Consider the following 26060-nt stretch of genomic DNA (forward strand, 5'->3'; position numbering starts at 1 on the left):
GAGCTAACCAACAATGACTCAGAACAAAACAGTAGTGGTACAAGATGGTCCGCCGAGTGACGTAGAGGATATTAAGACACGTAGCCGTTACTTACGTGGGGAACTTGAAGAAGCACTTAAAGATGGGATCACCGGGTCGATGTCTGAGGACGAGAATCGATTGATGAAATTTCACGGCAGCTACATGCAAGATGATCGGGACTTGCGTAATGAACGCCATCGTCAGAAGCTGGAGCCGGCTTACCAATTCATGGTGCGGATACGTGCCCCTGGGGGAGTCCTCACATCTGCACAATGGTTGGAGATGGATCGACTTGCTCGGGAGTATACTACAGGTTCTATACGTATCACCACGCGCCAAGCGATTCAGTTCCACGGGATTCTGAAGTGGAACTTGAAGAAAAGTATTCGTACGATTAATGATGCTCTCTTGACGACACTAGCGGCTTGTGGTGACGTGAATCGTAACATTATGTGTAATCCGAATCCATATCAATCTGAGGTTCATGCAGAAGTATTTGAATGGTCAACAAGAATTAGTGATCACTTGTCTCCGAAGACCAATGCCTATCATGAGATCTGGCTTGATGGTGAGAAGATCGTGGATAGTAATGCCGATGAAGCAGAGCAAGAGCCGATTTACGGAAAGGTCTATTTACCACGTAAGTTCAAAATCGGTGTGACTGTTCCTCCTACTAACGATGTGGATGTATTTTCCCAAGATCTTGGCCTAATTGCTATTTATGAAGAAGGAAAACTCAAGGGATTCAACGTTGCTGTCGGTGGAGGTATGGGGATGACCTATGGTGATACTCAGACGTACCCACAATTGGCAAGGGTTATTGGGTTCTGTACACCTGAACAGGTCATCGATGTCGCGGAGAAGACAGTTATGATTCAACGGGATTACGGGAATCGTTCTGTCCGTAAATATGCACGATTCAAATATACGATCGACAGATATGGAATGGATTGGTTCGTTAATGAACTGCAAACTAGACTAGGTTGGAATCTCGAAGAAGCTCGTCCTTATGAATTCAGTCATAATGGGGATCGCTATGGATGGATCAAAGGTAGTAACGGGAAATGGCATCTGACACTTTATATCCCAAGTGGTCGAATCGAAGACCAAGAAGGATACCCATTGATGACTGGTTTACGTGAAATAGCCAAGATTAATACCGGTGATTTCCGTCTTAGCCCAAATCAGAACCTCGTAATCGGCAATGTGACGACTGCGAAGAAACGTAAAATTGAAGAGTTAATTAAAGAGTATGGTCTTACAGATGGCAAACATCATTCCGCATTACGCCGAAATGCCCTCTCTTGTGTAGCATTCCCGACTTGTGGAATGGCTATGGCTGAAGCAGAGCGTTATCTTCCAACCCTATTAGAGAAGATAGAGCTAATCTTAGCGGAAGTTGGATTGAGTGAAGAGGCGATCAACATTCGGATGACGGGATGTCCTAATGGATGCGCTCGTCCGGCACTTGGAGAAATTGCATTCATGGGCAAGGCTCCAGGTAAGTACAATATGTATCTGGGCGCTGGATTTGCAGGTGAGCGGTTGAACAAAATTTATCGTGAAAATATCGGAGAAGAAGAAATTCTGAATATATTAGAACCGATGCTCCATCAATATGCACAAGAACGTGAAGTAGGCGAGCATTTCGGAGATTTCGTCATCCGAGCTGGATATGTCAAACCCGTTCAATCTGGACTAGATTTCCATAACTAGTATTTAATAAATTAAGGCTGTTCTAAAAGGTCAGATAGTAGACCTTACGGAACAGCTTCTTTTATTTACTAGTAAGCTTAGTTTTCATTTGCGAATTCGTTCCCGGAATCTTTTGGCGAAATCTTCGAATCGTTCACGCGCATCGTCAGAGGTATCCTCAATCAATAAAGAAAATCCAGCATTTTCATCCATCGGCCGAACATCTTCAAGGCTAAATAATTTATATCTTCTATGATGTGGAGGATACATCACTAATCCAACATGTTGGGAAATAGGACGAAGTCCCAGTTTTTTTAATTTACTTCTAGTGAATAAATGTGATGGGATATGATCTGATTCATAGAATTTGATGTGAGATGACCTCCAGTTTACTTAATAAAAACAATGATTATTTTACCGCAATTAGGATAAGTATGAAACCAAACGTATATGACATGACAGCGTTGGCATACACTTTAGTTGAGGTGTTGAAAGTTTTGTTCATGTTCTACATAATTGTCACATTTCAATGAAAGCTTGTACAGTTAAACGTCATTTCTCATGTTATGTTAATATAAGATATACCACAGATGAATGAATTGATTAACGTGGAAGAGGAGTGCAGAAATGGACATCAGTCAGGTTTACAATGATTTACAGACACTTGTGCCGAATGCGATCATTCAGTGTCATGAAACTTTAAAAGGCTACGTATATACTCAAATGGGAGGTAACGCGGATATTCGTGTTGTACCCTCTACTTATGACGAAGTTCAAAGTATCATCAAATATGCAGTAGATCATAATGTGATGATTACAACACTTGGGAATGGATCAAATGTGGTTATTAGAGATGGTGGTATTCGAGGGATCGTGCTTCAAATGACCAGTCTACAGGAAATTACACTTTCTGAACATACTTTGACAGCTCAAAGCGGGGCATCTATTATACAGGTGTCACAAGTTGCGTTGCAGCATGATTTGACCGGACTGGAATTCGCATGTGGCATACCAGGTACCGTTGGAGGAGCACTTTATATGAATGCTGGTGCTTATGGTGGTGAAGTTGCAGACGTGTTACTAGATGCTCTTGTAGTGCATTCCACTGGTCATATATTGACCTTACATAAAGAGGACATGACGTGGGGCTATAGACAAAGTGTATTTGCGGGTGGAGATTATACCATTCTTCAAGCAAGATTCGCATTAAAGCCTGGTGATCATTCCTCCATTAAAGAGAAGATGAATGAGCTAACACATTTACGTGAGTCGAAACAACCATTAGAGTATCCTTCATGTGGAAGTGTCTTTAAGCGTCCACCTAATCGGTTTGCAGGTCAATTGATTCAAGAGAGTGGATTACAAGGTGTACGCATCGGCGGCGCAGAAGTATCAACGAAACATGCTGGGTTTATCGTAAATGTAGATCACGCTACTGCAAGTGACTATATTGCATTAGTCGCTCATGTTAGAGAAACGGTTAAAGAGAAATTCGGTGTCAATTTGGAAACAGAAGTCAAATTTATTGGTGAAGAATAACCAAGGTGTAATGGACGTCCTATCCTAATTCAGCTGATCCATTATACGTATAAATAAGCTACCGAACCTCGGTAGCTTATTTGTCGATCAATTAATGGCGTACATTATCAGGTTACTTGAATTAACCTATGTTGAAGAAATGGTGTATTTAGCTCTTGCGGAATGTAATTCTATTTCTTCGCTTACCAAGTTGATTATCTCCAAACCAGTTGTAGCAATATCATACATGTCTTGCGGAAGTGGGACTAAGTCACCATCATTATTCAATGTACTCCCCTTTCCTTGTAATACAAGGGCGCTGTCCAAGTAAGCATCGCTACCTTCTCCGGTCTGTCGAAATTCAAATTGAGACAGTTGAATGTGGACTTGATCGATGTCATCGTCTTCTTCCTTTTTAACGATGATGGTATGGTCTAGGTGTGAGTTCAACCATTGGGTCACTTGCGTAATAGCTTGTTCCATCATTTCATTCCCTCTGTAATTTTTTTATTGTATTTGCTCAGTATCTCCATAAATTCACCTGTAATTCCTTTTTTATAATAGAGTGCTCATTTTGACATTTAGTTGTCGTGGTATCCTCAAGTGGATTTATGAATGATACAATGAAAGAGACTATGAATTGATAAAAATATTGGAGTTGAGCGCATGTCATCTGAAGTTAATTATAAGTTATTTACGATGTGTATGATCGAGCAAGGAGATAAAGTATTACTCATGAATAGACCAGATAGGATGGGCTTTCCCGGGTATATTGCTCCAGGAGGAAAGGTAGACTTCCCTGAGAGTATTGTAGACGGAGCCATTCGAGAAGTTAGAGAAGAGACAGGTCTGATCGTGAAGGAGATTATATTTAAAGGGTTAGATGAGTTCTGTGATCAGGAGACGGGGTTGAGATATATGGTGTTTAACTATCTCGTTACATCCTGTGAAGGGGAATTGCTAGAATTTCCACCGGAGGGAGAATTGTTGTGGGTTGAGAAGTCGAAGGCATTGGAACTCCCGATGCAAGATTGGTTTAAGAGACGTTTCCCATACTTTTTTCAACAAGGAACATTCGAGAGAAGTGTAATATGGAATAAGAAGAGTGACACGGCACTGGGTGAGACTTTAATGCATTATGATAAAGCTTATAATTGAAAAAAAAGCGTCCCTAACCAGTTGTAGGTTATTTATGGGACACTTATTATCTGTATCAATCTAATCAGTTATTCGTTAAATGAGACAATTGCCATCATCGCAACTGTTTCCTGTGCCACCAATAACGGTAATCGGGTGTGCTTCATTCCATGCTTGACGAAGTGCATCGAGGAAGACCTCAGATGTTTGTGCGCCAGAGATCGCATATTTGTCATTTACAAGTACGAAAGGAACGCCACTTACATTTAAAGATTGCGCCCGACCTTCATCTGATCGGACATCGTCCGTATATTTATCACTTGCTAACATTTCGCGAGTTGCATTCTCATCAAGGCCAGCTTTCAAAGCAACTTGAATGAGCGCTTCGATGTCACTAACAGGCACGCCTTCTGTAAAATACGCACGGTATAGATATTCGTTAAGTTCCTCCACAAGCCCCTGATCGGAAGCGAAATGAATGAGTCGATGAGCATCAAGTGTATTACCGGGTTTCGCGATATCGAATCGATACTCAAGTCCGTCTTGTGCCGCTAAATTAGTGATTTGTGCCATCATCTGTTTTACTTCATGAATCGATCTACCCATCTTCTTAGAAAGAGCGGAAACAAGATCGCCACCTTGACGTGGTGATGAAGGATCAAGTTCGAAACTACGCCAGATCACTTCAATCTCTGTACCATGTTCGAATTGAGATAATGCTTTCTCAAATCTTCTTTTTCCTATATAACACCACGGACATACAATATCTGACCAGAATTCTACTTTCATTGTCATGACAATTCCCCCTTATTTGTTCCTATCTATCATCATAATGATTACAGATAGAAAAATCAACTTGTCGCTCTGGCATATTTCATTGACAAGCCTTTCTTTATGAACTAAAATTTCGAAAAAAGAGCTTAATGGACGTGAGAGGGTAGGTCTTACGAGAATGAATAGGATGCGGAAGATATTGTTAAATGGCTCAGACCGATTTATTCATGTGTTGCTCATGCGTTCTTTTCTGAAATGGATTTTCTATGGTAGCGTTGTTGGGATATTGTCAGGTACAGCATCCGCGTTATTTCTGAACAGTCTTGAATATGTAACCGATATTCGATTAGTTAATCCTTGGGTGCTGTTCTTATTACCATTAGGAGGAGCATTCGTAAGTTATCTATATTATAAATATGGCAAGCATAGTGCTAAAGGCAACAATCTGATTATTGAGCAAATCCAAGAGCAGGCATTTGAGCCTGTCCCTTTACGTATGGCACCGCTTGTCCTGCTGGGATCATTAGTAACACATTTACTAGGTGGATCAGCAGGACGTGAAGGAACAGCTGTTCAGATGGGTGGAAGCCTTGCAGAACAGTTTGGTAAATGGATTAAGGTGGGACCTATAGATCGGCAAATCCTATTGATGTGCGGCATTAGTGGTGGGTTTGGATCGATATTTGGAACGCCTATCGCTGGAGCTGTCTTCGCCATTGAAGTGATCGCTTTAGGAATGATACGATCGAATGCGTTAATTCCTTGTTTTGTCGCGAGCTTTGTAGGTAATATAGTAGCTATGAATTTATGGGGAATCACTCACATTCATTATGATATGGGTGTAATTCCTGCACTAACACTAATGGTAGTATTGAAAGTGATCGTTGCTGCTGTATGTTTTGGGTTAGTAAGCATGATTTTCAGTGAGTTAACCCATTTTCTTAAAAAGAGCTTCGTTTCCATCATACCTAATCCTATGTTAAAAAGTGCGATTGGGGGCGTGATCATTATCCTCATGGTATATCTTATTGGATCACGTGATTACTTAGGATTAGGTATACCACTTATATCACAATCTTTCGAGGATAACGTTCATCCATTTGCATTCCTTGGGAAACTTCTCTTCACAGCAGTCACGTTAGGCGCAGGATTCCAAGGTGGGGAAGTGACACCCTTATTTGCCATAGGTGCAACATTAGGGAATTCACTAGCAGGAGTTCTTCAGTTGTACGCACCTTTTTTGGCTGGATTAGGCTTCATTGCTGTATTTTGCGGTGCAACCAATACGCCTCTGGCTTGCTTTCTGATGGGAATCGAGTTGTTTGGATCTGAAGGTGCTATTTATATGTTTATCGCGTGTTTGGTAAGTTATTTGTTCTCTGGTCACACAGGTATCTATACTTCTCAATTGATCGGTGTGTCGAAGAGCCCACTGTTGAAGGTTCCGCTTGGAACAAGTCTATCTTCGGTTAAAGTAAAACGAAAATAAAGGTGACACTCACCACATTGGAGTGAGTGTCACCTCTTTGTCTTATATTTACCAGCGTGGATAATATGGACTTTAACTTCAATATCTTGTAGAGAATCCTCGGTTAATAGAAAAGTATCCTCATGTTGATGTAACTCTTTCCATTTTTTATTATTTGAACGATATAGTGAGTCCTCCAGATTTAATACATCACTTTTAATAGCGAGCCCCTTCATATAGGTACTCCTGATTTGTGCGACGATAACTTTGGCTGTTTCTTTTTTGATTGTTGCACTGGATAAAGGTTCCAGTAGTTCATTCAGATAAGCTTCAACACTAACTTTAACGTTGTACTGTACTTTCCCGTCTACAACTTTTGAAGTAATAGCATTATGGGGCTTAATGATTACTACATTTGCTTTGGGATCTTCTGTATCTGGTACATTTGTGGGAACCCGATTAATGCCTCGTTCGAGCCATCGAGCCCCCTTCAAATCCTCTTCTGATAGCCATCCAAGTAGTTTGAGATTTCTTAACATATACGCACCATTCATTCTGAGCAATGGTATTTTTTTCGCATCTTCCAACCATGTCTTTTTATCAATAGATAGGGATGGAAGTATACAAGACCCACTACCTTCTGTAGAGTTTGCAATGAATTTGTATCCATATACGGGTTTGATAATGGAGAACTGTTTGAATACTTGCTCTGGTGTACTCAGAATAGACTCGATGGGAGAGTAATTTAACAAGGACTTTATTGCAAATAATTTAGCTATCGGTTCCTTCGTACCATATACGAGTATGTTATATCTTATTTCTCGGTAGCGATTCACTGCAGAATAGACATCTTGTATTTTCGTAGCTTGCTTCAGTAAGTTTTCACTACAGACAATGGTTCTAACATGACCCCAGAATACTCTTTGCTGTGCTGTAGCATAGAGTGAATCAACGGATTCGGAAATCGTATGGCCTTCCCCTTGTCCAATCCACGTAGGCACATTTTTCCCTGTTTCTGCGGACTCGTTTTTCGCTATATTGGAGAAATTAAGAACCTGTGCATATGCTTTATATTTTCCATCTTCATAATCAAAACCTAAAGCAGTAACATAGGCCATATTCTCAATTTCTTTAGAATCCCAGCAACCTGATAATACCGCCAGAGCAAGAACGCTGATTAACAACCTTTTTAGAATACTCATGTCGCATCTTCCCCTTGGCGATCTGAATCTATGGTATTTAAATCTTGTGGTCTTTGTTTCATTTTAATCCATGGAAACCGTAATATGGTCTGTGCGATATCTTTGAAATTGGGAGGTGAAAGGGGTGATAGGTAAGAAATCCCAAAAGTTTGCAATCTTGATAAGTAAATAACGAGTAGGATAATCCCCATTAATAGACCAAACATCCCCAGTACAGATGAAAAAATAAACAAGACCAGTCGCACAAGACTAACAACAGAACTTAGGGACTGATTAACCAATGCAACGCCACATACAGCTGTAACTCCCCCAACAACGACAACAGAAGGAGATACCAACCCTGCACGAATAGATGCATCTCCTATGATTAGCCCACCAATGACAGTTAAGGTCTGTCCAATAGAACTTGGTAATCGGACACCCGCTTCACGAAAAAGTTCAAGGAGAATAATAAGTAAGAACATTTCTACGGGTGATGTGAATGGAAGTCCGGTGCGTGCGGTTGATATCGTTGCCATCAAATAAAATGGAACCTGATCGGGATGAAATGCCGTTAAAGCTACATAAAATCCTGGAAGTATAATGGACAACAGGAAACTTAATGCTCGGATAAGGCGAACAAATGAAACGTAATAAAAACTGAAATGAATATCTTCAGGTGATTTCAATAGCAAAGTAAATGTTCCAGGTCCAATAAGGACCATAGGGTTTCCATCGACAATAATGATGAATCTTCCATTGAGTAAGCAACTAACTGCGTAGTCTGGGCGACCTGTGAAATCAAATAATGGAAAGAGTGAGTATTTAGAATCAGATAGTATCTCTTCAAGTTGACCAACACCCGAGATGCCGTCTACATTAATCTTTTCTAGTCGTAGCTTAACTTCTTTCAGAATCTTAGGTGATATAATATCTTCGAAATAGAGTAAACCAACCTTGGTTTTAGTTCTTGTGCCTAAAATATATCTTTCATAACAAAGTGAATTACTTCGAATTCGTTTGCGAATTAACGCAACGTTCGTAACAACACTCTCAACAAAACCATCCTTAGGACCTTTAATTGAAATCTCGGTACTCGATTCTTCAGGAGATCTTCCGGGAATCTGACTGATATTTACGGTGAAGAAAGTATTGAGTTGAGGGAAGAACACGAGAAGGAAACCTTCAAATATATCCTCAAAGAGGGTCTCTTTGGTAGCTTCTTTTTCAAGGGATACCAGTTGTAACGATCCAAACATGGCTCCTTGATGGATAATAAATCCATTATGCTCTTGATACATATTGTGTAGTTCAGGTAATACAACACGGCTTATTAAACTCGATTCTATCGTTCCTTCACTATATATAAGAACGACCTCTGAAGATGGGGACTCATCATAATGATGATCGAAAATGGATATATCAGCGGATTGCTTGAACATGTCTTTCAGTTTCTCTGTAGTCCAGTTAACGTAGGTGTCTTTGACTGAATGATTGCTCAAGTAGAACCCTCCTTTGTTGGTTTAGTAAATATGGAAATATAGAGCCAAAACAAAGTGAGTAACACACTTACCAAAAGTGTTGTAGGAACAAATATTCGATATGACCATTGATAAAATTCATTTTGACTAATAGGTAGCAACGACAACAGAATATAACTTGTCGTTATGAAGAGAAGAAATCGTGTTCGTGTGACTTGATTCTTAAAAGGGAGCATATCCCCCAATAGATATTGAGCGAGACTTATTCGAATGGTCGCTCCTGCTAACCATTGAAATACAGACAAGAAATCGACATGTTCAATATACTCTCCTAGTTTCAGTAGACGCCATTGTTCATAGGGGGATTGAAACTGTTTAGAAGCCTCATTTGGACCGAATTCAGTGATGGCTCCTATAATTGGACCTATTGAAATGTAAACTAAAATAGCGCCAATTAAAAGAAGTTGCCACAGGCGAACCTTGGATTTCAAATGGTGTTGCATAACGATGATAATGAGTAGTTCTGTAACACCCCCACCAATATACACTAAACCATTGAATACAGGTCCCCAACCATGTTCCAACATAGGGGTCAATCGTGCATAATCTTTCTGGGGCATATTCGTAATACTTACAAATATGCCAAGGATAATAACGAAGGGAAGCAGTATCCCAGAAGCAATCGCAATAGATGTAAGGCCAACTCGGGCACAGTAAAAGCTAACAAGGGCCAATGTAATGACTAGCACAATTTTGGGTGTGGAAGGTAGATAACTTGAAAAAGTCCATGTGGCTGTATGAAATATCGTAGTCCCACCAATTAAATATAGTTGAATAAACATCGGAATGATAAGGATCCATGCGATAATTGGATTAGTCCGCGAAATGAGCCATGGAAGTAGTTTCTGTTGCCCTGATTTTTTCATAAATATTGCAACGAAGACAAACCAAGGAATGAAGACGAAAAAAGATATCATGATCGAAATCCATGAATCTCTACCCGAAGAATCTAGAAGCATTGGATTTATAATGACGTGTGTCATTAGCCCATTACTTAACATGAGAATCATTACTGTTTGAAAGAAACTTATTTTTCCTATAGAAGCACTCATTCATGGACCACCTTCATTCTTATCACTTGATCTTTCTATGCCACTAGGATTCCCTTGAAAACCAATTTATATGTAATAGCAAAGGGTAATAAATATAAGAGTTCTTTCTTTGTTCGATTCTGATACTCATCTTGAAAAAGTGAATATATGATACACTTGGAATAGAATTGAATGTAAAAAAGCAAGGAGAATTGACGATAATGAAGTTAGTATCTTGGAATGTGAACGGTTTACGAGCATGTGTAACTAAAGGTTTTAACGAATATTTCGAAGAATCTGGAGCAGATATTTTTTGCGTACAGGAGACAAAGCTGCAAGAAGGACAAATTGTCCTTGATCAAGGTGATGAGTTTACTCAATATTGGAATTATGCACTCAAAAAGGGTTATTCGGGTACTGCCATTTTCACGAGAATAAAGCCACTTTCTGTACGGTATGGGATAGAAGAGGATAAAGAAGATGAGGGTCGCATCATTACGTTGGAATTCGATACGTTCTACCTTGTAAATGTATATACACCTAATGCAAAGCGCGATTTAGCGCGGTTAGATTATAGATTGGAATGGGAAGATCGTTTCCGTAACTATCTTCAACAACTAGACGAACAAAAGCCTGTCATCATTTGTGGAGATCTGAATGTTGCTCATCAAGAAATTGATCTGAAGAATCCGAAATCTAACCGAAACAACTCTGGGTTTACGGCTGAAGAACGAGGAAAAATGACTACATTGTTGGATGCTGGATTCATCGATACGTTCAGATATTTCTATCCTGATCGTGAAGATGCCTATAGTTGGTGGTCCTATATGGCCAAGGTGAGAGAACGGAATATCGGATGGAGAATTGATTATTTCCTTGTCTCATCGAGACTGAATACGGTCTTGATTGATGCAGGAATTGATCACGAAGTAATTGGAAGCGATCATTGTCCAATTACTCTGACGCTAGAGGACATAAGCAACGGAATATGAGGGTAAGTCACTAAAAAGATGTGGGGGAAAAGGATTATGAAAGAGTTCGATATCATGTTGGATAAATACGCTGAACTAGTTGTGAAAGTGGGGGTGAATGTCCAACCTGGACAAGTCCTAGTCGTTCAATCGCCACTCGAAACCGTTGATCTTACACGACTAATTGTGTCTAAAGCGTATGAGGCTGGAGCCAAATATGTGCAGGTAGAGTGGGAGGATGAAGGGGTCACGCGTATTCGCTATGAGAAGGCGAATGATGATTCATTCAACTATTATCCGAAGTGGCAAGCTGATATGATGGAGCAACTTGCTGAAGGCGGTGGAGCCATCCTACATATTAAGGTTCCTAATCCGGAACTATTCAATGGGATTGATTCCTTAAAGGTATCGAGATCTGTCAAAGCGGCTGCTATTGCACGTGAGAGATACTCGACTTATGTACGTACGAATAAATTCAGCTGGTCGTTAATTAAGGCACCAACTCGCGCATGGGCTAATAAAGTGTTCGCTGACCTTCCAGAAGACGAACGGGTACAGGCGATGTGGGAAGCGGTATTCCTTATGAACCGCGTTGAAGCAGGTGATACACAAGACCCGGTAGAAGCATGGCGCGAACACATTAAGCAACTTAAAGTAACGCAGGAACGAATGAATAAGAAACGTTATAAAAGTTTGCACTACCGGGCTCCTGGGACTGACCTACATGTTGAAATGCCTGAAGGTCATTTATGGCTTGGTGGAGGAGATGAGAACCAAGACGGCGTGTATTTTGTAGCGAATATGCCAACGGAGGAAATATATACGATGCCGTTACGCACAGGAGTGAATGGAAAGGTAACCAGTACACTTCCGCTGAATTTAAACGGGCGGTTGGTTGAAGGAATGACTTTGACTTTTAAAGAAGGTAAAGTCGTTGAGTATGATGCTGAATTAGGGCGCGAACACTTAACTTCACTACTAGATACCGATGAAGGGGCATCTTATCTTGGTGAAATGGCGCTAGTTCCTCATGATTCACCCATCTCACGATTGAACCGGATTTTCTATAATACGGGTATTGATGAGAATGCATCATGCCACTTTGCACTGGGTAGTGCATATCCAGTCAATATCGAGGGCGGTACAAAACTTAGTAAAGAAGAATTAGTATTAAAAGGTGGCAATGTCAGCTTAACACATGTCGATTTCATGATAGGTTCTGAAAAGCTTGAGATTGACGGTGAACTGGCGGATGGTACGATCGAAGCTGTATTCCGCAACGGAAATTGGGCTTAATCTTATAAATTTAAATAACCACCGGTTCTCTATGTGTAGTAAAAGAGACGGTGGTTTTATTGTTCGTTGATTGGGAGGTTCATATGAGTTGAGCTAGATTAACGTGGTGATATGAAGCTAGAGTGATTTATTGAATCTCTACTGTTTGAGTTTTCAAAAATTCTAATGCATTGAATATCATAACAGCTGCTTCTGACCTAGTAATCTCACTTGTAGGATTGAACTTCGCATCACTTGTAAGTGTATTAATGTTCCATTTAAGTGAGCGCTGGATAGCGCCTTGATACATAGCTGTAATCTCGTCTTCATCTGTAATGGTTGAAGGGACAAGTTTAACCATAGGTAGATTACCAACTCTCTCAACACCTGTAACAAGATGATACGTAAACTGTTCTTTTGACATCGATTTAGATGGTTCGATGTCCTTGGGAAGATCTATGTTGTTATAGAAGGCATTAATAAATGCTTCAGCGAACCATGCATCATTCTTTACATGTGTGAAGTTGTCGCTTGCTAGCGGCGCTTTGATGAATTTCATCGTTCTAAGATTGAGTTGGAGTCCTTTTGTGATGAACTGTATAGCTTGAGCATTCGTCACGATTGCCTCTGGATGAAATTCAGTTTCAGTAACTCCGTTAATGAAGCCTTGCTCATGAAGGGCGATGATTTTGTCTTTATTAGGAGTGGATCCTAAATCAGTGAATGTGCTGTCAGCTGCATAGATCCATCCTCCAAGTGAAAGAGTAAGGATAGATGCGACTGTAAGTGTTGCCAATGTCTTTTGTATCTTCATATTGTGTTCCCCCTAAGTTATACGTGTAATTTATTACCTTCTTTGACGCAGAGGGTGTTAAGAATGTTGCATGTAATACCTTGTTCATTTTAATAATTGACTATGATAATCATTATCAATTACAATGAGAGTATATTCAAAATACTAGTTATGAGAAACTATATAATCGGGAGGCATACACGTGCTTATTCAAACAAGAACGATCGTTGTAGAAAAAGGTAACGCGCAACAGGTTATTGAGCGTTTCAGTCAGGAAAGTCCAGTAGAAGGTATGGAAGGACTCATAGATATCAGTGTATTACTGAACAAGCGAAGTAAAGAAAATGAGGAAGTTGTTGTCATCATTCGTTGGGAATCAGAAGAGGCCTGGAAGAACTGGGAGAAGAGCGATATTCATATTCAGGGGCATCGTTCGAAAAAAGGGCAGACTCCACCCGAGTATGTCATTAGCACTACGGTTAATATGTATCTGACCCAAACCATCAAAAAAGGCAAAGCGTTTAATAATCAATAGAATAGATGATCATTTATATTACAAAGGAGAACCCTTTCATTAGCAAGATTGCTAATGAAAGGGTTCTCCTTGTACACTATTCTTATTAATCTTATCAGGAACGACGGAGTAATTTAAGTAACGGAAGACGATATTTCATTAACACAAAACGAATAAGGAAATATCCAATGATGGAGAATAAGATACTATTCACAACAGAACCTACTAAAAAGTTCATACCCATATGGCCAAAGCGATGACTATTCATTACGATCTCTTGATTGCCTTGAATTGTAGAGAAGTAGAATAAGCTAATGAATACGAAACCTATTTTGTAATTCAGAAAAAACAGACCTGGCCACATCACTGTGCCTAGTGATCCTGAAATAACAGCAGCAACAACATTTCCACGTAATAAGCGAGCAAGTCCTATGGATAGTAGTAGTCCGATTCCAAATGTAGGGAACCAACAATGAAAAAATCCGGCAATAAAACCAATGGAAATTAAGTGATCTGATTTCTTGATGCGCAATAATCGCAAACTATCATATTTAAATTTCCTGAAGATTCTTATTTTCATGTTAATTCTTCCTTTACTTGTGAAGTCTACAGTTATACATAACATAGTAGCATATTAAATAGCTGCGAGTTCAAGTCTTCAGTAAACGATTACAAACGATTGTCTATTTCTTGAACTTAAGTGTTGTTTTTCTGTTTCTGTGAGATAAGGTGGCATTGATTTCCCCACCAATTAGAATAATGTTAGAACTGATATATAACCAGATCAACAAGATCATCACCCCTCCTAGACTACCATAGGTTTTGGTGAAATTCCCAAATTGATTAACGTAAATGGAGAATGTGACAGATGTTATAATCCAACCTAAGGTTGTAAAGGTTGCCCCTGGTAGAGCCTCTTTAAATGTGACTTTCTGATTAGGACCAAGCATATAAAGAAGTGTGAAGACAATAGTCATAACGATTAAGGGAATCATATATTGAAGGAAATTCCATAAGTGATGAATTGAGTCAGAGAAATGAAATAAATAAGATAGCTGATTCCCAACCCAATTACCGAATACGATCAGTAAGATACTTAGTAGAACGACAATTCCGATTACAAAAGTTCCTAAGAGAGAAAATACTCTCATTTTCCATAACCTTCGGTTATCTTCAATAGCATATGCTTTATTGAGACCTTTGATAATGGCCTTAATGCATCTTGAACTTGCCCATAAAGTGGCTAACATTCCGAAAGAAAGTAATGCCTGACTTCTGCCCTCGGATACTTCCTTTATTATTTCTTCAATGATGGTTACAGCTTGTACTGGAATTATTTCTCTTAAGTCATCGACCTTATCTACTATCGAAATGTTGGCATAACCAACAAGCGTCATAATGAAAATTAGAAAAGGGAAAAAGGATAGAAGTAGATAATAGGTTAGCTGCGCGCTAATGGCTTGAACATCGTCATCTTTTATTTTTTTGAAAAGTTGTTTAAAGAAATCAATTAACCAAGTCACGCGTGACTCCTCCATTGTGCCCCTCAATTGGAAAATAATCTTACATTATCTTTATACATTCTATAGTATCATTCTTCACGGATACAGTGAAATTAATCATTATTGTTGGGATGAAATCTCATCTATTCTTTCTATCCACATTGTATTTATAGTACAATGAACACTATTATATGTGATGGAAAACAGGGAAAGAGGGAACGGATGCCTACTATACTGGTTGCTGACGATGATGTGAACATTCGCGAACTTGTCTGTTTGTTTCTACGGAATGACGGATTCGAAACAGCCGAAGCGGCGGACGGCAAGGAGGCACTGAGCGTATATGCCTCGATGCATATCGATCTTGTAGTACTCGATATTATGATGCCGATTATGGATGGTTGGACGTTATGCAAGGAGCTTCGAAGAAGCAATCCTGATCTTCCGTTACTTATGCTCACTGCAAGAGGCGAAACATGGGAGAAAGTGAAAGGATTCCAACTTGGGGCTGATGATTATCTGACGAAACCATTCGATCCATTGGAGTTGACCGCTCGTGTTGGGGCACTACTGAAACGATTTCGAATTGGCTCCACGCAGACGATTCGGCTCGGCAACGTCATTCTTGATCGGCAGACATATAAGGTGATGAGAGGGACGGTGTCGTTTACTTTGCCACTCAAGGAGTTTGAATTACTTTATAAACTCGCGGGAACACCTGGACAAATCTATACGCGTGAGCAACTGATCGATCAAATTTGGGGGATCGATTACGCTGGAGATGATCGAACGATAGACGTACATATTAAACGCTTGCGCGAACGATTCGCGACCACACCCGATTTTCGTATTGAAACGGTGCGTGGGCTTGGGTACCGGCTTGAGGTTTACGAATGATCAGATCCTTATATATACGTGTTGTCCTGACATTTCTACTCTCCGTCATTGGGGGCACGATCATTTCTTTTTTTGTGTCAACTTGGATATTCGAAGAAAAATTGAACGACAACGCGCGAATCAACTTACGGAACTTTGGCCAAGACATCGTCCGGATTTACAAGATCCTTCCGTTAGGTGAAGCGGACTCTTTCGTAAGTGAAATGAAGCAGCTCGATTCCTATTATATTCGGATTTACGAAGCCACAGGTCAGTTCCAGTCTTACGGAGCGCTTAACGGACACAAGCCTGCTACTGTGACAATGGAAAAAATAAAGAAAGTATTAGAAGGAGGCGTTGTTCAAGACACTCCGAATGGTATTGCTACGGTCCTCTTAGGGTTGCCGCTCAAAACGGAAATGGGAACGAAAGCGATGTTTTTGGAAACGCGCTCCCCCCCTTCTGCCTCTTTTGTCATGAAGTGGGGATTGATCTTTGCAACCTGTTCGTTGATTGCAGGAAGCTTATTTATTCTAGTCGCCTCAGTATTTCTGGTAAGACCGATCAAAAAGTTGACAAATGCGACCAAGCGTATAGCATCTGGAGATTTCAATGTCAAGCTGAATATTAAGCAAACGAGTGAGCTGGGTACTTTGGCTCGCAGTTTCGAAGAAATGATGCACGATCTGCAGCAACTTGAGCAGATGCGCAGGGAATTCGTAACGAACGTGTCCCACGAGGTTCAGTCTCCGCTCACCTCAATATCTGGTTATGCTATAGCGCTCAAGCAAGTAGGCATCGCAGATAACGACCGAAGTCGATATCTCGATATTATCATAGATGAAGCAAATCGGATGTCCAAGATGAGCGATAGCCTGCTAAAGCTGAGTTTGCTTGAATCGCAGTCACAGCAACTACGATTGGTCACCTTCAGTCTTGATGAACAGATTAGACGAGTCATCGTCGCGATACAGCCGCAATGGTCGGCTCGCAACATCCGTTTCGAACTCAATTTGAAGGCGATTATCTTGATGGCTGATCATGACCAGCTAAATCAGGTGTGGACCAATATACTCGGTAATAGCATCAAATTTTCTGAAGATCGCGGCGTTATTAACGTCAGTATCAAACAAGATATCAACAACGTAATAGTCCGAATATCCGACACAGGTATTGGTATTTCCTTAGAGGATCAGAAGCGTATATTTGAGCGGTTTTTTAAGGCTGATCGTTCCCACAGTCGTAAGTATGGCGGTAGCGGTATGGGACTCGCCATCGTTAAACAGATCATATCGCTTCATCAAGGCGACATTCAAGTGGAAAGTGAACCTGGCCAAGGAACGACCTTCATTGTCACCTTACCAATCACTACGCCAATAGATTAGCGTTAGATTCATGTGGTATCAATCGGATTGACTAACCGTATTCTCCATGCTATGGCATCATGTGCAAGCTTCCTTGCATATGACGCGTAGCTTTTTTTGCTTGTTCATACTCAGTACATATTGTCATCATAGGGAGTACATCTTCGTCGTATAAGCTATGTTTAACAACTAGTTTAAAGTAGCCCAATAAACAGACGAGGACAGGAGAAGATGAGAGTGAAACCAAAAGAAGAGGTAATGAAAAAGAGGAGGGGCAAACTGCTTACCATGATACTAAAAACCTTAGGAGTTATAGCGATAGCCATAGTACTTTTTCTAGCCATTGTTTTTATCGTGAATGCGATCTGCAACAAATTGGAGCAAGGTAAAATAAAACCCTATGGTCAGACTGTGACGGTAGATGGGAAAAATATGAATGTTTTGATTCAAGGAAAAGGCGAAGAAACCGTCGTGCTCCTACCTGGTCTTGGAACACCAGCACCAGGACTTGATTTTAAGTCGTTAATAGAAGAGCTATCACCATTTTACAAAGTCGTCGTGATTGAGCCTTTTGGTTATGGATTAAGTGATTTAAGCGAAAAGAAACGAAGCACAGAGAATATTGTGAGTGAAATTCATGAAGCTTTACAGCAGCTTAATATTGACCGTTACACGATAATGGGCCATTCCATTTCAGGCATTTACGGACTAGATTATGTGAATAAATATCCAAACGAAGTGAGTGCATTTGTTGGGCTCGACACCAGTTATCCAACGATGGGCTCAATGGTAAGTTTAAAGGTTACATCTTCACAATTAGCAATTATCAAACTAGGCTACAAATCAGGTCTCTTGAGATTTTCTCTGAAACTGGGTACTGATCTTGATCCATTGGCTACAGTGCCATATGATGATGAAACGAAAGAACAAATGAGAATGTTTACGAACACAAACAGTTATAATCCCAACATATTAAATGAAATGAAAAATATGGATTCTAATGTTGTTGCAGCTCAAAATTTAACATTCCCGAAAAAAATCTTCCCGTTATGTTATTTGTAGATGCGAATAAGCCAGAAGGATATGATCAATGGATACCAGAGCAGGAAGCGCAAGTAAAAGATTCTTTACATGCAAAAGTGATGCCAATGGAAGGTGGCCATTCTTTACATCGTACCGAAGCAAAAGAAATCGTAGAAAACTTTAGAGAATTTATGCAAGAAATAAAATAAGAAATCGTATGATCTAAATACTGTCCCCGTATTCTCCGTGCTACGGCATCATGTGCAAGCTTCTTTGCATGTGACGCAGTAGCATTTTTTTTTTTCATATTCAGTTCATATTGACGTCACGGGGAGTACATATTCGTCGTATAAGCTATGTTTAACGGCTAGTTTAAAATAGCCCAATAAACAGATGAAGACAGGAGAAGATGAGAGTGACACAACCAGAGGGAAAGAAAGCGAGTAATGGATCGAGGGCCAAGAAAGTACGAAACATTATACTTAAAATACTAGGAGCAATCGTAATCACCATTGTTCTGTTTCTAGGTATTGTTTATATCACGAATGTGATCAGTAGCAATTCAGAGGCGAAAAAGATAGAGCCCTACGGTCAGCACGTATCTGTAGACGGGAAAAATATGAATGTGTTAATTCAAGGCGAAGGCAAGGAAACGATCGTGCTTCTACCAGGTTATGGAACAGCTGCACCAGCGCTTGATTTTAAGATGCTCATCGATGAGCTATCTCCATATTACAAAGTTGTGGCGGTTGAGCCATTCGGTTATGGATTAAGTGATGGAACTGAAAAAGAACGAACCGCAGAGAATATCGTAAGTGAAGTTCATGAAGCTCTACAGCAGCTTAACATTAACGAGTACATGCTCATGGGCCACTCCATTGCAGGCATTTACGGCATTGATTATGTGAACAAATATCCGGATGAGGTAACCGCATTCGTCGGAATTGACAGTAGTGTTCCAACACAACCGGGTATGGATGCCAAATTACCTACAAAAATGTTCGGATTTCTTAAAAAATCAGGTCTCCAAAGATTAGTGGTCAAATTTGGTGGTGACCCTTATGCTGAACTCGCATTTGATGATCACACCGTAGAGCAGATGAAAATGCTGTCGAGTAAAAACTCGAATAGTTCCACGATGTTGAATGAGATGGACCATATTTCTTCCAATTTTAAAGGAGCTCAAGGTTTAACCTTCCCTAAAGACCTTCCACTTCTTCTCCTTATTCAAGCGAATAATGAAGGTGTAAAAGGATGGATACCTTTGCACGAAGGTCAGATCAAAGATTCAGTACATGGAAAAGTAATAACAATGGATGGCGAACATTATTTGCACCATACGTTATTTAAAGAAATAGCTGAAGATGTTAGAGCATTCATGAACGAAGCGAAGTGAATATCCTGTAAAAGTCTACTTGTGATTTTATAGATGTGTATACATGAATATGAAAAAACCGTCCTGTGGGGCGGTTTTTTCATAGTATGTCCAATTCGACCAATATCCGTCATGAAAGAGAGGAATTCAAATGAGATTATTTGAGATACTTTTAGTTCTATCTTGTTTCGCTTTACTCGTAGATCTATTGTTTATTAAAAGAGGTGCAAAGAAAACAGGACTGGTTTTGTGTATAGGAAGTGGCGTTATATTTGTAATTCAATTGTTTGTTGAGGAATATAGATGCAGTTGCTTTTGGTATATATTATGACGGCTCTATTCATACTCATCGTTTTATTCAGGCATTCCAAAAAGATGCTGAATCTAAAAATAGGGAAGCCGTTGAAATATAGTTTATCTTCCATAATCGTCATTCTACTTGTTGTATCTACCATCTTGTCTGTATACTTGCCTGTCTTTCATTTGCCGAAGCCTGATGGTCCAGAGAAAGTGGGTACTCAAACATTTCATTTTACAGATCAGAACAGAGATGAAGTCTTAACTGAAGATCAAAGCGATAAGAGGGAACTAATGGTTCAAGTTTGGTACCCTACTGAAAATAGCAATAATAACAAGAGTGAAGCTCTTTTTCCAAAAGATAAAGAAATGTTCAAAAAGTATATTCAGACATACTCTAATTCTTTAAACCTTCCCGATTTTGTGTTCGATTACTGGAAGTATAGTAGAACCAACTCTTATGAAAATGTAGAAATATTATCTTCTACAAGTCCTTATCCCTTGGTAATGCTATCTCATGGTATGGGAACCAGTAGGGTTCTACATGCATCACAGGCCGAGAATCTGGCCAGTCATGGGTTTATCGTGGTCACAATCGATCATACGTATAGCACCTTTGCTACCATTTTTCCGGATGGCCGTGTAACGGACTATAAAACAAAGATGACAACAATAGATGAGTGTAGAAAAAATTGGAAATATATGGAAAAATGACGTAGAGTTTGTAATCAATCAAATTGAAAAGATAAATTCAGGTGCAATCGAAAGTCAATTTAAAGGGAACATAGATTTAAATAACATAGGCGTGATGGGGCATTCTTTTGGGGGTGCAACGGCGTTTAATACAACTTATTTAGATCATAGAATCAAGGCAGGGATTAATATGGACGGGTCATTATATGAAGTGGAGAATAGAGATGTTATAAACAAGCCGTTTATGTTCATAAGATCGGGAAGTTTTAAAGACTGGTTAGTAGATTTTAAAAATGATGAAAATTCGGATAACGAAATAACTAAACAACTTTCAGATGAGCTGCACATTATTAAAAATGTTATCGAACATGGAGGAAGTGCGATTTATGTAGAAGGAACCCAACACTTCAATTTCACAGACCTTCAATTCTATTCTGAGTTGATTAAACTGACTGGGATAACAGGAGATATAAATGGTAAGAGAGGATCAAGCATCGTAAATCAATATGTACTCGATTTCTTTAATAAGCAACTGAAAGGAACGGGTGGAAATCTGATTCAGGGACCGAACGACATGTATCCAGAGGTGAAATTTATAGAACAGGGAGACCTCTAATCGATCATGTCCGACTGAGTAGAGTGACGCTGTAATATTATTTTACCTGTTCATATTCGGTTCATATAGACGTCACGAAGAGTACATTTATATTTGTTAAGCTTATTTTAGCACCAAAGAAAGATACTCTAAGAGATACTGACAGGAGAAGATGCAAATGATACAACAAGAGAAAATGAACGTGGTCAAGAGAACAGTCAAAAAACGAACTTCAATTGCAGCTTTAACTCTAGTGTTAACCATGTTAGCCCCACTATCTGCAATGGCCGCACCGGCTGCCATGAATAACAACAGCAACCTTACGTATGAGACAACGAAGAAAACCGTGATCGAAAAAGCCAAATTACTGACTGAGACGTACGGTACGACGAGTCTGCAATATGCACTCATCGATGGTGGAGAGATTGTGGTGTCCGGTCAAACGGGCAAAAACGATATAAACGACAAGGTACCTCTTACTTCGAACACGATCTATGGCATTGGTTCAACCAGTAAAATGATGCTTACAGCCGCTGTAATGAAGCTGGTTGACGAAGGCAAGATCGATTTGGATGTGCCTGTTGTGAACTATATCCCTGACTTTAAAATGAAAGATAACCGATACAAACAGATTACACCCCGTATGTTGCTGAATCATTCCTCCGGTCTTCTGGGCACCTCAACCAGCAATGCCACATTGTACGGAGATAATGACACGTATTCACATGATACGTTTTTGGAGCAATTGGCGAATCAAAACCTGAAGGCAGATCCCGGCGCATACTCAGTCTACAGCAACGATGGCTTTACGTTAGCTGAGATTCTGGTCGAAAGAGTTAGCGGCATTGGTTTTACTTCATTTATACACAAATATTTTACGGAGCCTTTGGATATGAAACATACCAAAACCCCCCAGGATGTGGTTGATCCGGCAGAAATGGCGGGAATTTATTCCCCTTTTTATGAGGGGCAGCTTCCACAAGAGAATTATAATATCATCGCTACTGGAGGTCTTTATTCCACCGCTGAAGATCTGGTCAAATTTTCAAGAATCTTCACGGGAGAGGTCAATGGCATTCTTTCCAGTAAGTCTGTAGAAGCCATGGCGCAAGAAGAGTATAAAAGAGGCATGTGGCCAGAGGAAAGCGATACGCTTATGTCTTACGGGTTAGGGTGGGATAGTGTGAACTTGTTCCCATTCAACGAATACGGCATTAAGGCAGTTATGAAAGGAGGAGATACGTTATCTTATCAGTCTTCATTAGTGGTACTTCCGGAATACAATATGGCTGCAGCCGTTATCTCTTCAGGCGGGTCAAGCTTAACCAATCATTTCATTGCGAATGAATTATTACTCAGCGCACTTGAGGAAAAGGACATGATTACAGAACGGAAGTCGGAAAAATCATTTGGCGTACCTGTGAAGGCAGATATGCCTAAAGGAATATCCAAGTATGCAGGTATATATGGCGGCAATAATTCGGTTATGAAGATCAAAATAAATAAGGCTGGACAAATGACTGTATCCGCACTTACAGCTCCGAGTAATCCGGCTCAAGAATACACATATACAGCAGATGGTACTTTTGTTAACGACGATGGTACAGAAAAGTTGAAATTCGTGGTGAAGAAAAATGGGGATACCTACCTGTGGTCTCGATCTTATATATCCATTCCAGGACTCGGACAGCTGGCTTTCTCAGAATATAATGCGGAGAAGCTTAAAGCCAATGAATTATCCAAGGAGATTAACGCCTCATGGAAAAAGCGCGATGGTAAAAAATATTACCTAGTGAATGAGAAATACACATCAATGGTCTATCTCAATGCTTCATCGATCCTGCCTATTCATATGAATAAAGAGAATCCAGGGTATATGTCCAATAATAAGATTATTGGAGCAAACGAAGCAGCCAATCTATTGCAGATTCCTGGTACTGCCGGACGTGATACGATGGATATTCATTTCTCTAAAAAGAACGGTGTAGAGTATCTTACAGCTTTAGGTTATGTATACGCCAGTGAGGAACTTGTGAAACCAATCTATTCGGGTAAACAATCTGTAACAACGATTCAAGCAGACGGTTATGCCAAATGGTTTTCGGTACCAGCTACTGCGAAAGGAAAAGTTATGACAGTGAAGATGCCTGCAAATGGAGCCTTTGCCGTATATGACCAGACGGGTATTTGTATTAATCACACCGTAGTCAGCGGTAATAATCAGGTCGTATTACCGGAGAACGGTAGAGTCGTGTTTGCAGGTGAAGTTGGCTCCAAGTTCGCTGTTTCATTGAAAAAGTAAAAACGGACTTATCTAAGAGGCTGTCTCGTAAGGTCATTACTGACTTTATGGGACAGCACTTTTTTGTGTGCGGTCCATGGCCAACAAAACGTATATTAGAAAAATGCCCTACATTGCTTACTACATAAGCGCTGAGGGCTGTTATTGTAACTGTTTTCATGATATATTAAAGGTTCTTTGCAGATTTTAAATTTCGTGATTCATTGCGTTTAAGTTACCAAACTTCAATATTGTAATAAAATGGTATCGAACTAGGTCTTTGATTTTTCATTTACTACCTTATTATGATAATCCTTACATTGACAAGGTTAATATAATTATTATTTAATTAATCATATGAGATTGGTAGGAATTATGGGGATTCATTTATCTAGTAGATTTGTAACACAACATAGAGAGGAAGTTGAGTGAATTATGTTTGCATCTTTGAACGGCACACGGATTTATTTCGATATAGAAGGCTCAGGATATGTACCTAATGGTGAGAAAATGGAGAAGAAACCAGTTCTTTTTGCAGTTCATGGAGGACCTGGAAGTGATCACTCTGACTTCAAACCATGGTTAACGCCATTAGCAGAACATATGCAAATCGTATATTTGGATCAACGTTCCAATGGACAATCAGACAGGGTAGATCTGACTACGTGTACACTTGATCAACTTGCGGATGATATAGAAGCACTTCGTCAATATCTAGGACTTGGACAGATATCAGTACTTGGACATTCATTCGGAGGAATGGTGGCACAAGTGTATGCTACGAGATATCCTGAATCACTAGAGAAACTTCTACTAGTATGTACAGCACCAAGTTGGAATTTCTACGCGGATGCGCTTGAATATGCTTCTAACCATGCTACGGCTGAACAGTTGAAAGTTATTCCTGAAATGTTCGAAGGACGTATTGAAGATGAAGCCCATGCGATACGGTGGTGGGAAGTTTGTTACGATCTTTACTTCCATGTACTAGACGAAGATGTTATGAGAGAGACAGGTAATCGTCCGATTGGATCACTTGAGGTTGCAAATTATACATTCAAGAACTTATTGCCTTTATATGATGTTCGTCCGAAATTAACCACGTTACCAGTACAGACGTTAATTATCGGAGCAAGATATGATTGGATCACACCCGTGTCTCAAGCTGAAGAGATGCATAGCCTGATACCGAATTCTACACTCATGTTATTTGAGCACAGTGGACATATGCCGTTCATTGAAGAACATCATGCGTTTATTGCATTAGTATCTAACTTCATTCGACAAGACGATAAGTAAGCGTGAGACGATAAAAGTAAAAAAAGAGGTTATGCGCATGACATCTATAGAGGATTGGCGAACAGATCGCCAACAATCGGTTGCCCAAACCCAAGGTGACCTCGCTTTAATCGGGCTACATACGATTGCAGATCCCATGCAAATTGAAGGGATTCCAGGGTGGTGGGCCCCAAATATGGAAAACGGATCAGGTTTAACATTACGTGCTGCAGCATCAGAGCAGATCACAGTGGATGGACAAGTAGTTGATGGCATAGTTACATTAGACATCGACTACTCTATCGTTCGATTCTCAGAAACGTTAACGGCTGTTGCAACTGCGCAACCGGGTTCGAATCATTTATTAGCGGTATATGATACGAATGCAGTTGCCATGAACACGTACGAAGGAATTTCTTATTTTCCATTTGATAGTGAATGGGTTATTCAAGCGGAATTCATCAAGGACGATAATCATCGTACGATGGCCTTTACTCACAATTCCGATAGTGATGGGAATGTGAGGCATCATCAATCTCCTGGAGATATCACCTTTATTAAAGAGGGTGTGTCCTATCGATTGACACCGTTTACTTCGGGTAATGTGCTTATTATCGTATTTGGCGATGTAACGAATGGTAAGGAATCTTACGGAATGGGACGGATGTTGCTCGTTGAACCTGAAGATAACGGTCTTGTAACGTTGGATTTCAATAAGTCATTCCTACCACCATGCGCATTTTCTTATCATTTCAACTGCCCACTCCCACCTGCACATCATCGTTTACCTTTCGAGGTGACTGCAGGGGAGATGCAAGTCATCTTTCGTTCGTAATAGAGTATATATAATAACTTC

Annotated in this window: 23 protein-coding genes and 1 pseudogene; 16 read left to right on the forward strand and 8 right to left on the reverse strand. The window is 40.0% G+C overall.

From position 1 onward, the window contains the following. Positions 1–13 precede the first annotated feature (13 nt). Both cysI and murB read left to right on the forward strand, forming a co-directional pair. On the forward strand, positions 14–1738 hold the full coding sequence (cysI, locus tag PBAT_RS23015; RefSeq protein WP_068647067.1) for an assimilatory sulfite reductase (NADPH) hemoprotein subunit: 1725 nt from the start codon (positions 14–16) through the stop codon (positions 1736–1738). A 606-nt stretch (positions 1739–2344) separates the two neighbouring features. Beyond that, complete coding sequence (gene murB, locus PBAT_RS23020) at positions 2345–3256, forward strand: UDP-N-acetylmuramate dehydrogenase (protein WP_068647069.1); 912 nt, start codon at positions 2345–2347, stop codon at positions 3254–3256. Between the two features lie 126 nt (positions 3257–3382). Here the strand turns inward: murB and ymzB are convergent, their stop codons facing one another. Beyond that, positions 3383–3718 carry a protein YmzB gene (ymzB, locus tag PBAT_RS23025; RefSeq protein WP_169810166.1) on the reverse strand — a complete coding sequence of 112 codons (336 nt, stop codon included), beginning with the start codon at positions 3716–3718 and terminating at the stop codon, positions 3383–3385. A gap of 183 nt (positions 3719–3901) precedes the next feature. Here ymzB and PBAT_RS23030 point away from each other — a divergent pair, with 183 nt between their 5' ends. Beyond that, positions 3902–4393 (forward strand): 8-oxo-dGTP diphosphatase, encoded by a 492-nt coding sequence (locus PBAT_RS23030; RefSeq protein ID WP_068653006.1) that lies wholly within the window; start codon positions 3902–3904, stop codon positions 4391–4393. Between the two features lie 75 nt (positions 4394–4468). On the opposite strand, the gene PBAT_RS23035 is transcribed toward PBAT_RS23030, so the two are convergent. Next, positions 4469–5167 (reverse strand): DsbA family oxidoreductase, encoded by a 699-nt coding sequence (locus tag PBAT_RS23035; RefSeq protein WP_084403322.1) that lies wholly within the window; start codon positions 5165–5167, stop codon positions 4469–4471. 166 nt (positions 5168–5333) lie between these two features. Between PBAT_RS23035 and PBAT_RS23040 the strand changes: the two genes are divergently transcribed. Beyond that, positions 5334–6635: a voltage-gated chloride channel family protein gene (locus tag PBAT_RS23040; RefSeq protein ID WP_084403323.1), complete on the forward strand. Its 1302-nt coding sequence runs from the start codon at positions 5334–5336 to the stop codon at positions 6633–6635. A 29-nt stretch (positions 6636–6664) separates the two neighbouring features. Here the strand turns inward: PBAT_RS23040 and PBAT_RS23045 are convergent, their stop codons facing one another. Genes PBAT_RS23045 through PBAT_RS23055 form a run of 3 tightly spaced genes read right to left on the reverse strand, consistent with a single transcriptional unit; the run spans position 6665 to position 10388 of the window. Next, positions 6665–7816: a Ger(x)C family spore germination protein gene (locus PBAT_RS23045; RefSeq protein WP_068653008.1), complete on the reverse strand. Its 1152-nt coding sequence runs from the start codon at positions 7814–7816 to the stop codon at positions 6665–6667. Continuing rightward, positions 7813–9297 (reverse strand): spore germination protein, encoded by a 1485-nt coding sequence (locus tag PBAT_RS23050; RefSeq protein WP_246168214.1) that lies wholly within the window; start codon positions 9295–9297, stop codon positions 7813–7815. Before PBAT_RS23050 ends, PBAT_RS23045 begins: the two co-directional genes overlap by 4 nt. Then, positions 9294–10388 (reverse strand): endospore germination permease, encoded by a 1095-nt coding sequence (locus tag PBAT_RS23055; protein WP_068653009.1) that lies wholly within the window; start codon positions 10386–10388, stop codon positions 9294–9296. The genes PBAT_RS23050 and PBAT_RS23055 overlap by 4 nt, the downstream gene beginning before the upstream one ends. A 200-nt stretch (positions 10389–10588) precedes the next feature. On the opposite strand from PBAT_RS23055, the gene PBAT_RS23060 reads away from it, so the two are divergent. Together PBAT_RS23060 and PBAT_RS23065 are read left to right on the forward strand one after the other, a co-directional pair. Continuing rightward, complete coding sequence (locus PBAT_RS23060) at positions 10589–11359, forward strand: exodeoxyribonuclease III (RefSeq protein ID WP_068653010.1); 771 nt, start codon at positions 10589–10591, stop codon at positions 11357–11359. A gap of 36 nt (positions 11360–11395) precedes the next feature. Then, complete coding sequence (locus PBAT_RS23065) at positions 11396–12634, forward strand: aminopeptidase (protein WP_068653011.1); 1239 nt, start codon at positions 11396–11398, stop codon at positions 12632–12634. Between the two features lie 127 nt (positions 12635–12761). On the opposite strand, the gene PBAT_RS23070 is transcribed toward PBAT_RS23065, so the two are convergent. After that, complete coding sequence (locus PBAT_RS23070; RefSeq protein ID WP_068653012.1) at positions 12762–13427, reverse strand: S-layer homology domain-containing protein; 666 nt, start codon at positions 13425–13427, stop codon at positions 12762–12764. 181 nt (positions 13428–13608) lie between these two features. Between PBAT_RS23070 and PBAT_RS23075 the strand changes: the two genes are divergently transcribed. Then, positions 13609–13941, forward strand: coding sequence for an antibiotic biosynthesis monooxygenase (locus tag PBAT_RS23075; protein ID WP_068653013.1), 333 nt, complete (start codon positions 13609–13611; stop codon positions 13939–13941). Between the two features lie 94 nt (positions 13942–14035). On the opposite strand, the gene PBAT_RS23080 is transcribed toward PBAT_RS23075, so the two are convergent. Both PBAT_RS23080 and PBAT_RS23085 read right to left on the reverse strand, forming a co-directional pair. Beyond that, positions 14036–14500 carry a DUF2062 domain-containing protein gene (locus PBAT_RS23080; protein WP_068653014.1) on the reverse strand — a complete coding sequence of 155 codons (465 nt, stop codon included), beginning with the start codon at positions 14498–14500 and terminating at the stop codon, positions 14036–14038. A 103-nt stretch (positions 14501–14603) separates the two neighbouring features. Continuing rightward, positions 14604–15443: a YihY/virulence factor BrkB family protein gene (locus PBAT_RS23085; RefSeq protein WP_246168216.1), complete on the reverse strand. Its 840-nt coding sequence runs from the start codon at positions 15441–15443 to the stop codon at positions 14604–14606. A 201-nt stretch (positions 15444–15644) separates the two neighbouring features. Between PBAT_RS23085 and PBAT_RS23090 the strand changes: the two genes are divergently transcribed. From PBAT_RS23090 to PBAT_RS23125, 9 genes and pseudogenes are all read left to right on the forward strand, one after another. Next, positions 15645–16319, forward strand: a complete 675-nt coding sequence (locus PBAT_RS23090) for a response regulator transcription factor (RefSeq protein WP_068653016.1) — start codon at positions 15645–15647, stop codon at positions 16317–16319. Next, positions 16316–17683, forward strand: a complete 1368-nt coding sequence (locus PBAT_RS23095; protein WP_068653017.1) for a sensor histidine kinase — start codon at positions 16316–16318, stop codon at positions 17681–17683. Before PBAT_RS23090 ends, PBAT_RS23095 begins: the two co-directional genes overlap by 4 nt. Positions 17684–17893: 210 nt before the next feature. After that, a pseudogene (locus PBAT_RS23100) lies at positions 17894–18894 on the forward strand (alpha/beta fold hydrolase). A 206-nt stretch (positions 18895–19100) separates the two neighbouring features. Beyond that, entirely contained in the window at positions 19101–20081 is a 981-nt protein-coding gene (locus PBAT_RS23105; protein WP_068653018.1) for an alpha/beta fold hydrolase, read from the forward strand. Positions 20082–20462: 381 nt separating this feature from the next. After that, a complete protein-coding gene (locus PBAT_RS26100) occupies positions 20463–21071 on the forward strand; it encodes an alpha/beta hydrolase (RefSeq protein WP_248912456.1) in 609 nt (202 codons plus the stop codon). After that, positions 21034–21666, forward strand: a complete 633-nt coding sequence (locus tag PBAT_RS26105) for an alpha/beta hydrolase (RefSeq protein WP_246168220.1) — start codon at positions 21034–21036, stop codon at positions 21664–21666. The genes PBAT_RS26100 and PBAT_RS26105 overlap by 38 nt, the downstream gene beginning before the upstream one ends. 157 nt (positions 21667–21823) lie before the next feature. Further along, positions 21824–23947, forward strand: coding sequence for a serine hydrolase domain-containing protein (locus PBAT_RS23115; protein WP_068653019.1), 2124 nt, complete (start codon positions 21824–21826; stop codon positions 23945–23947). Positions 23948–24361: 414 nt separating this feature from the next. Then, positions 24362–25225 carry an alpha/beta fold hydrolase gene (locus PBAT_RS23120; RefSeq protein ID WP_068653020.1) on the forward strand — a complete coding sequence of 288 codons (864 nt, stop codon included), beginning with the start codon at positions 24362–24364 and terminating at the stop codon, positions 25223–25225. Positions 25226–25262: 37 nt separating this feature from the next. Next, entirely contained in the window at positions 25263–26039 is a 777-nt protein-coding gene (locus PBAT_RS23125; RefSeq protein ID WP_169810167.1) for a DUF1684 domain-containing protein, read from the forward strand. Positions 26040–26060: the final 21 nt, after the last annotated feature.

The organism is Paenibacillus antarcticus, from assembly GCF_001637225.1.
GTDB classification, from domain to species: domain Bacteria; phylum Bacillota; class Bacilli; order Paenibacillales; family Paenibacillaceae; genus Paenibacillus_AQ; species Paenibacillus_AQ antarcticus.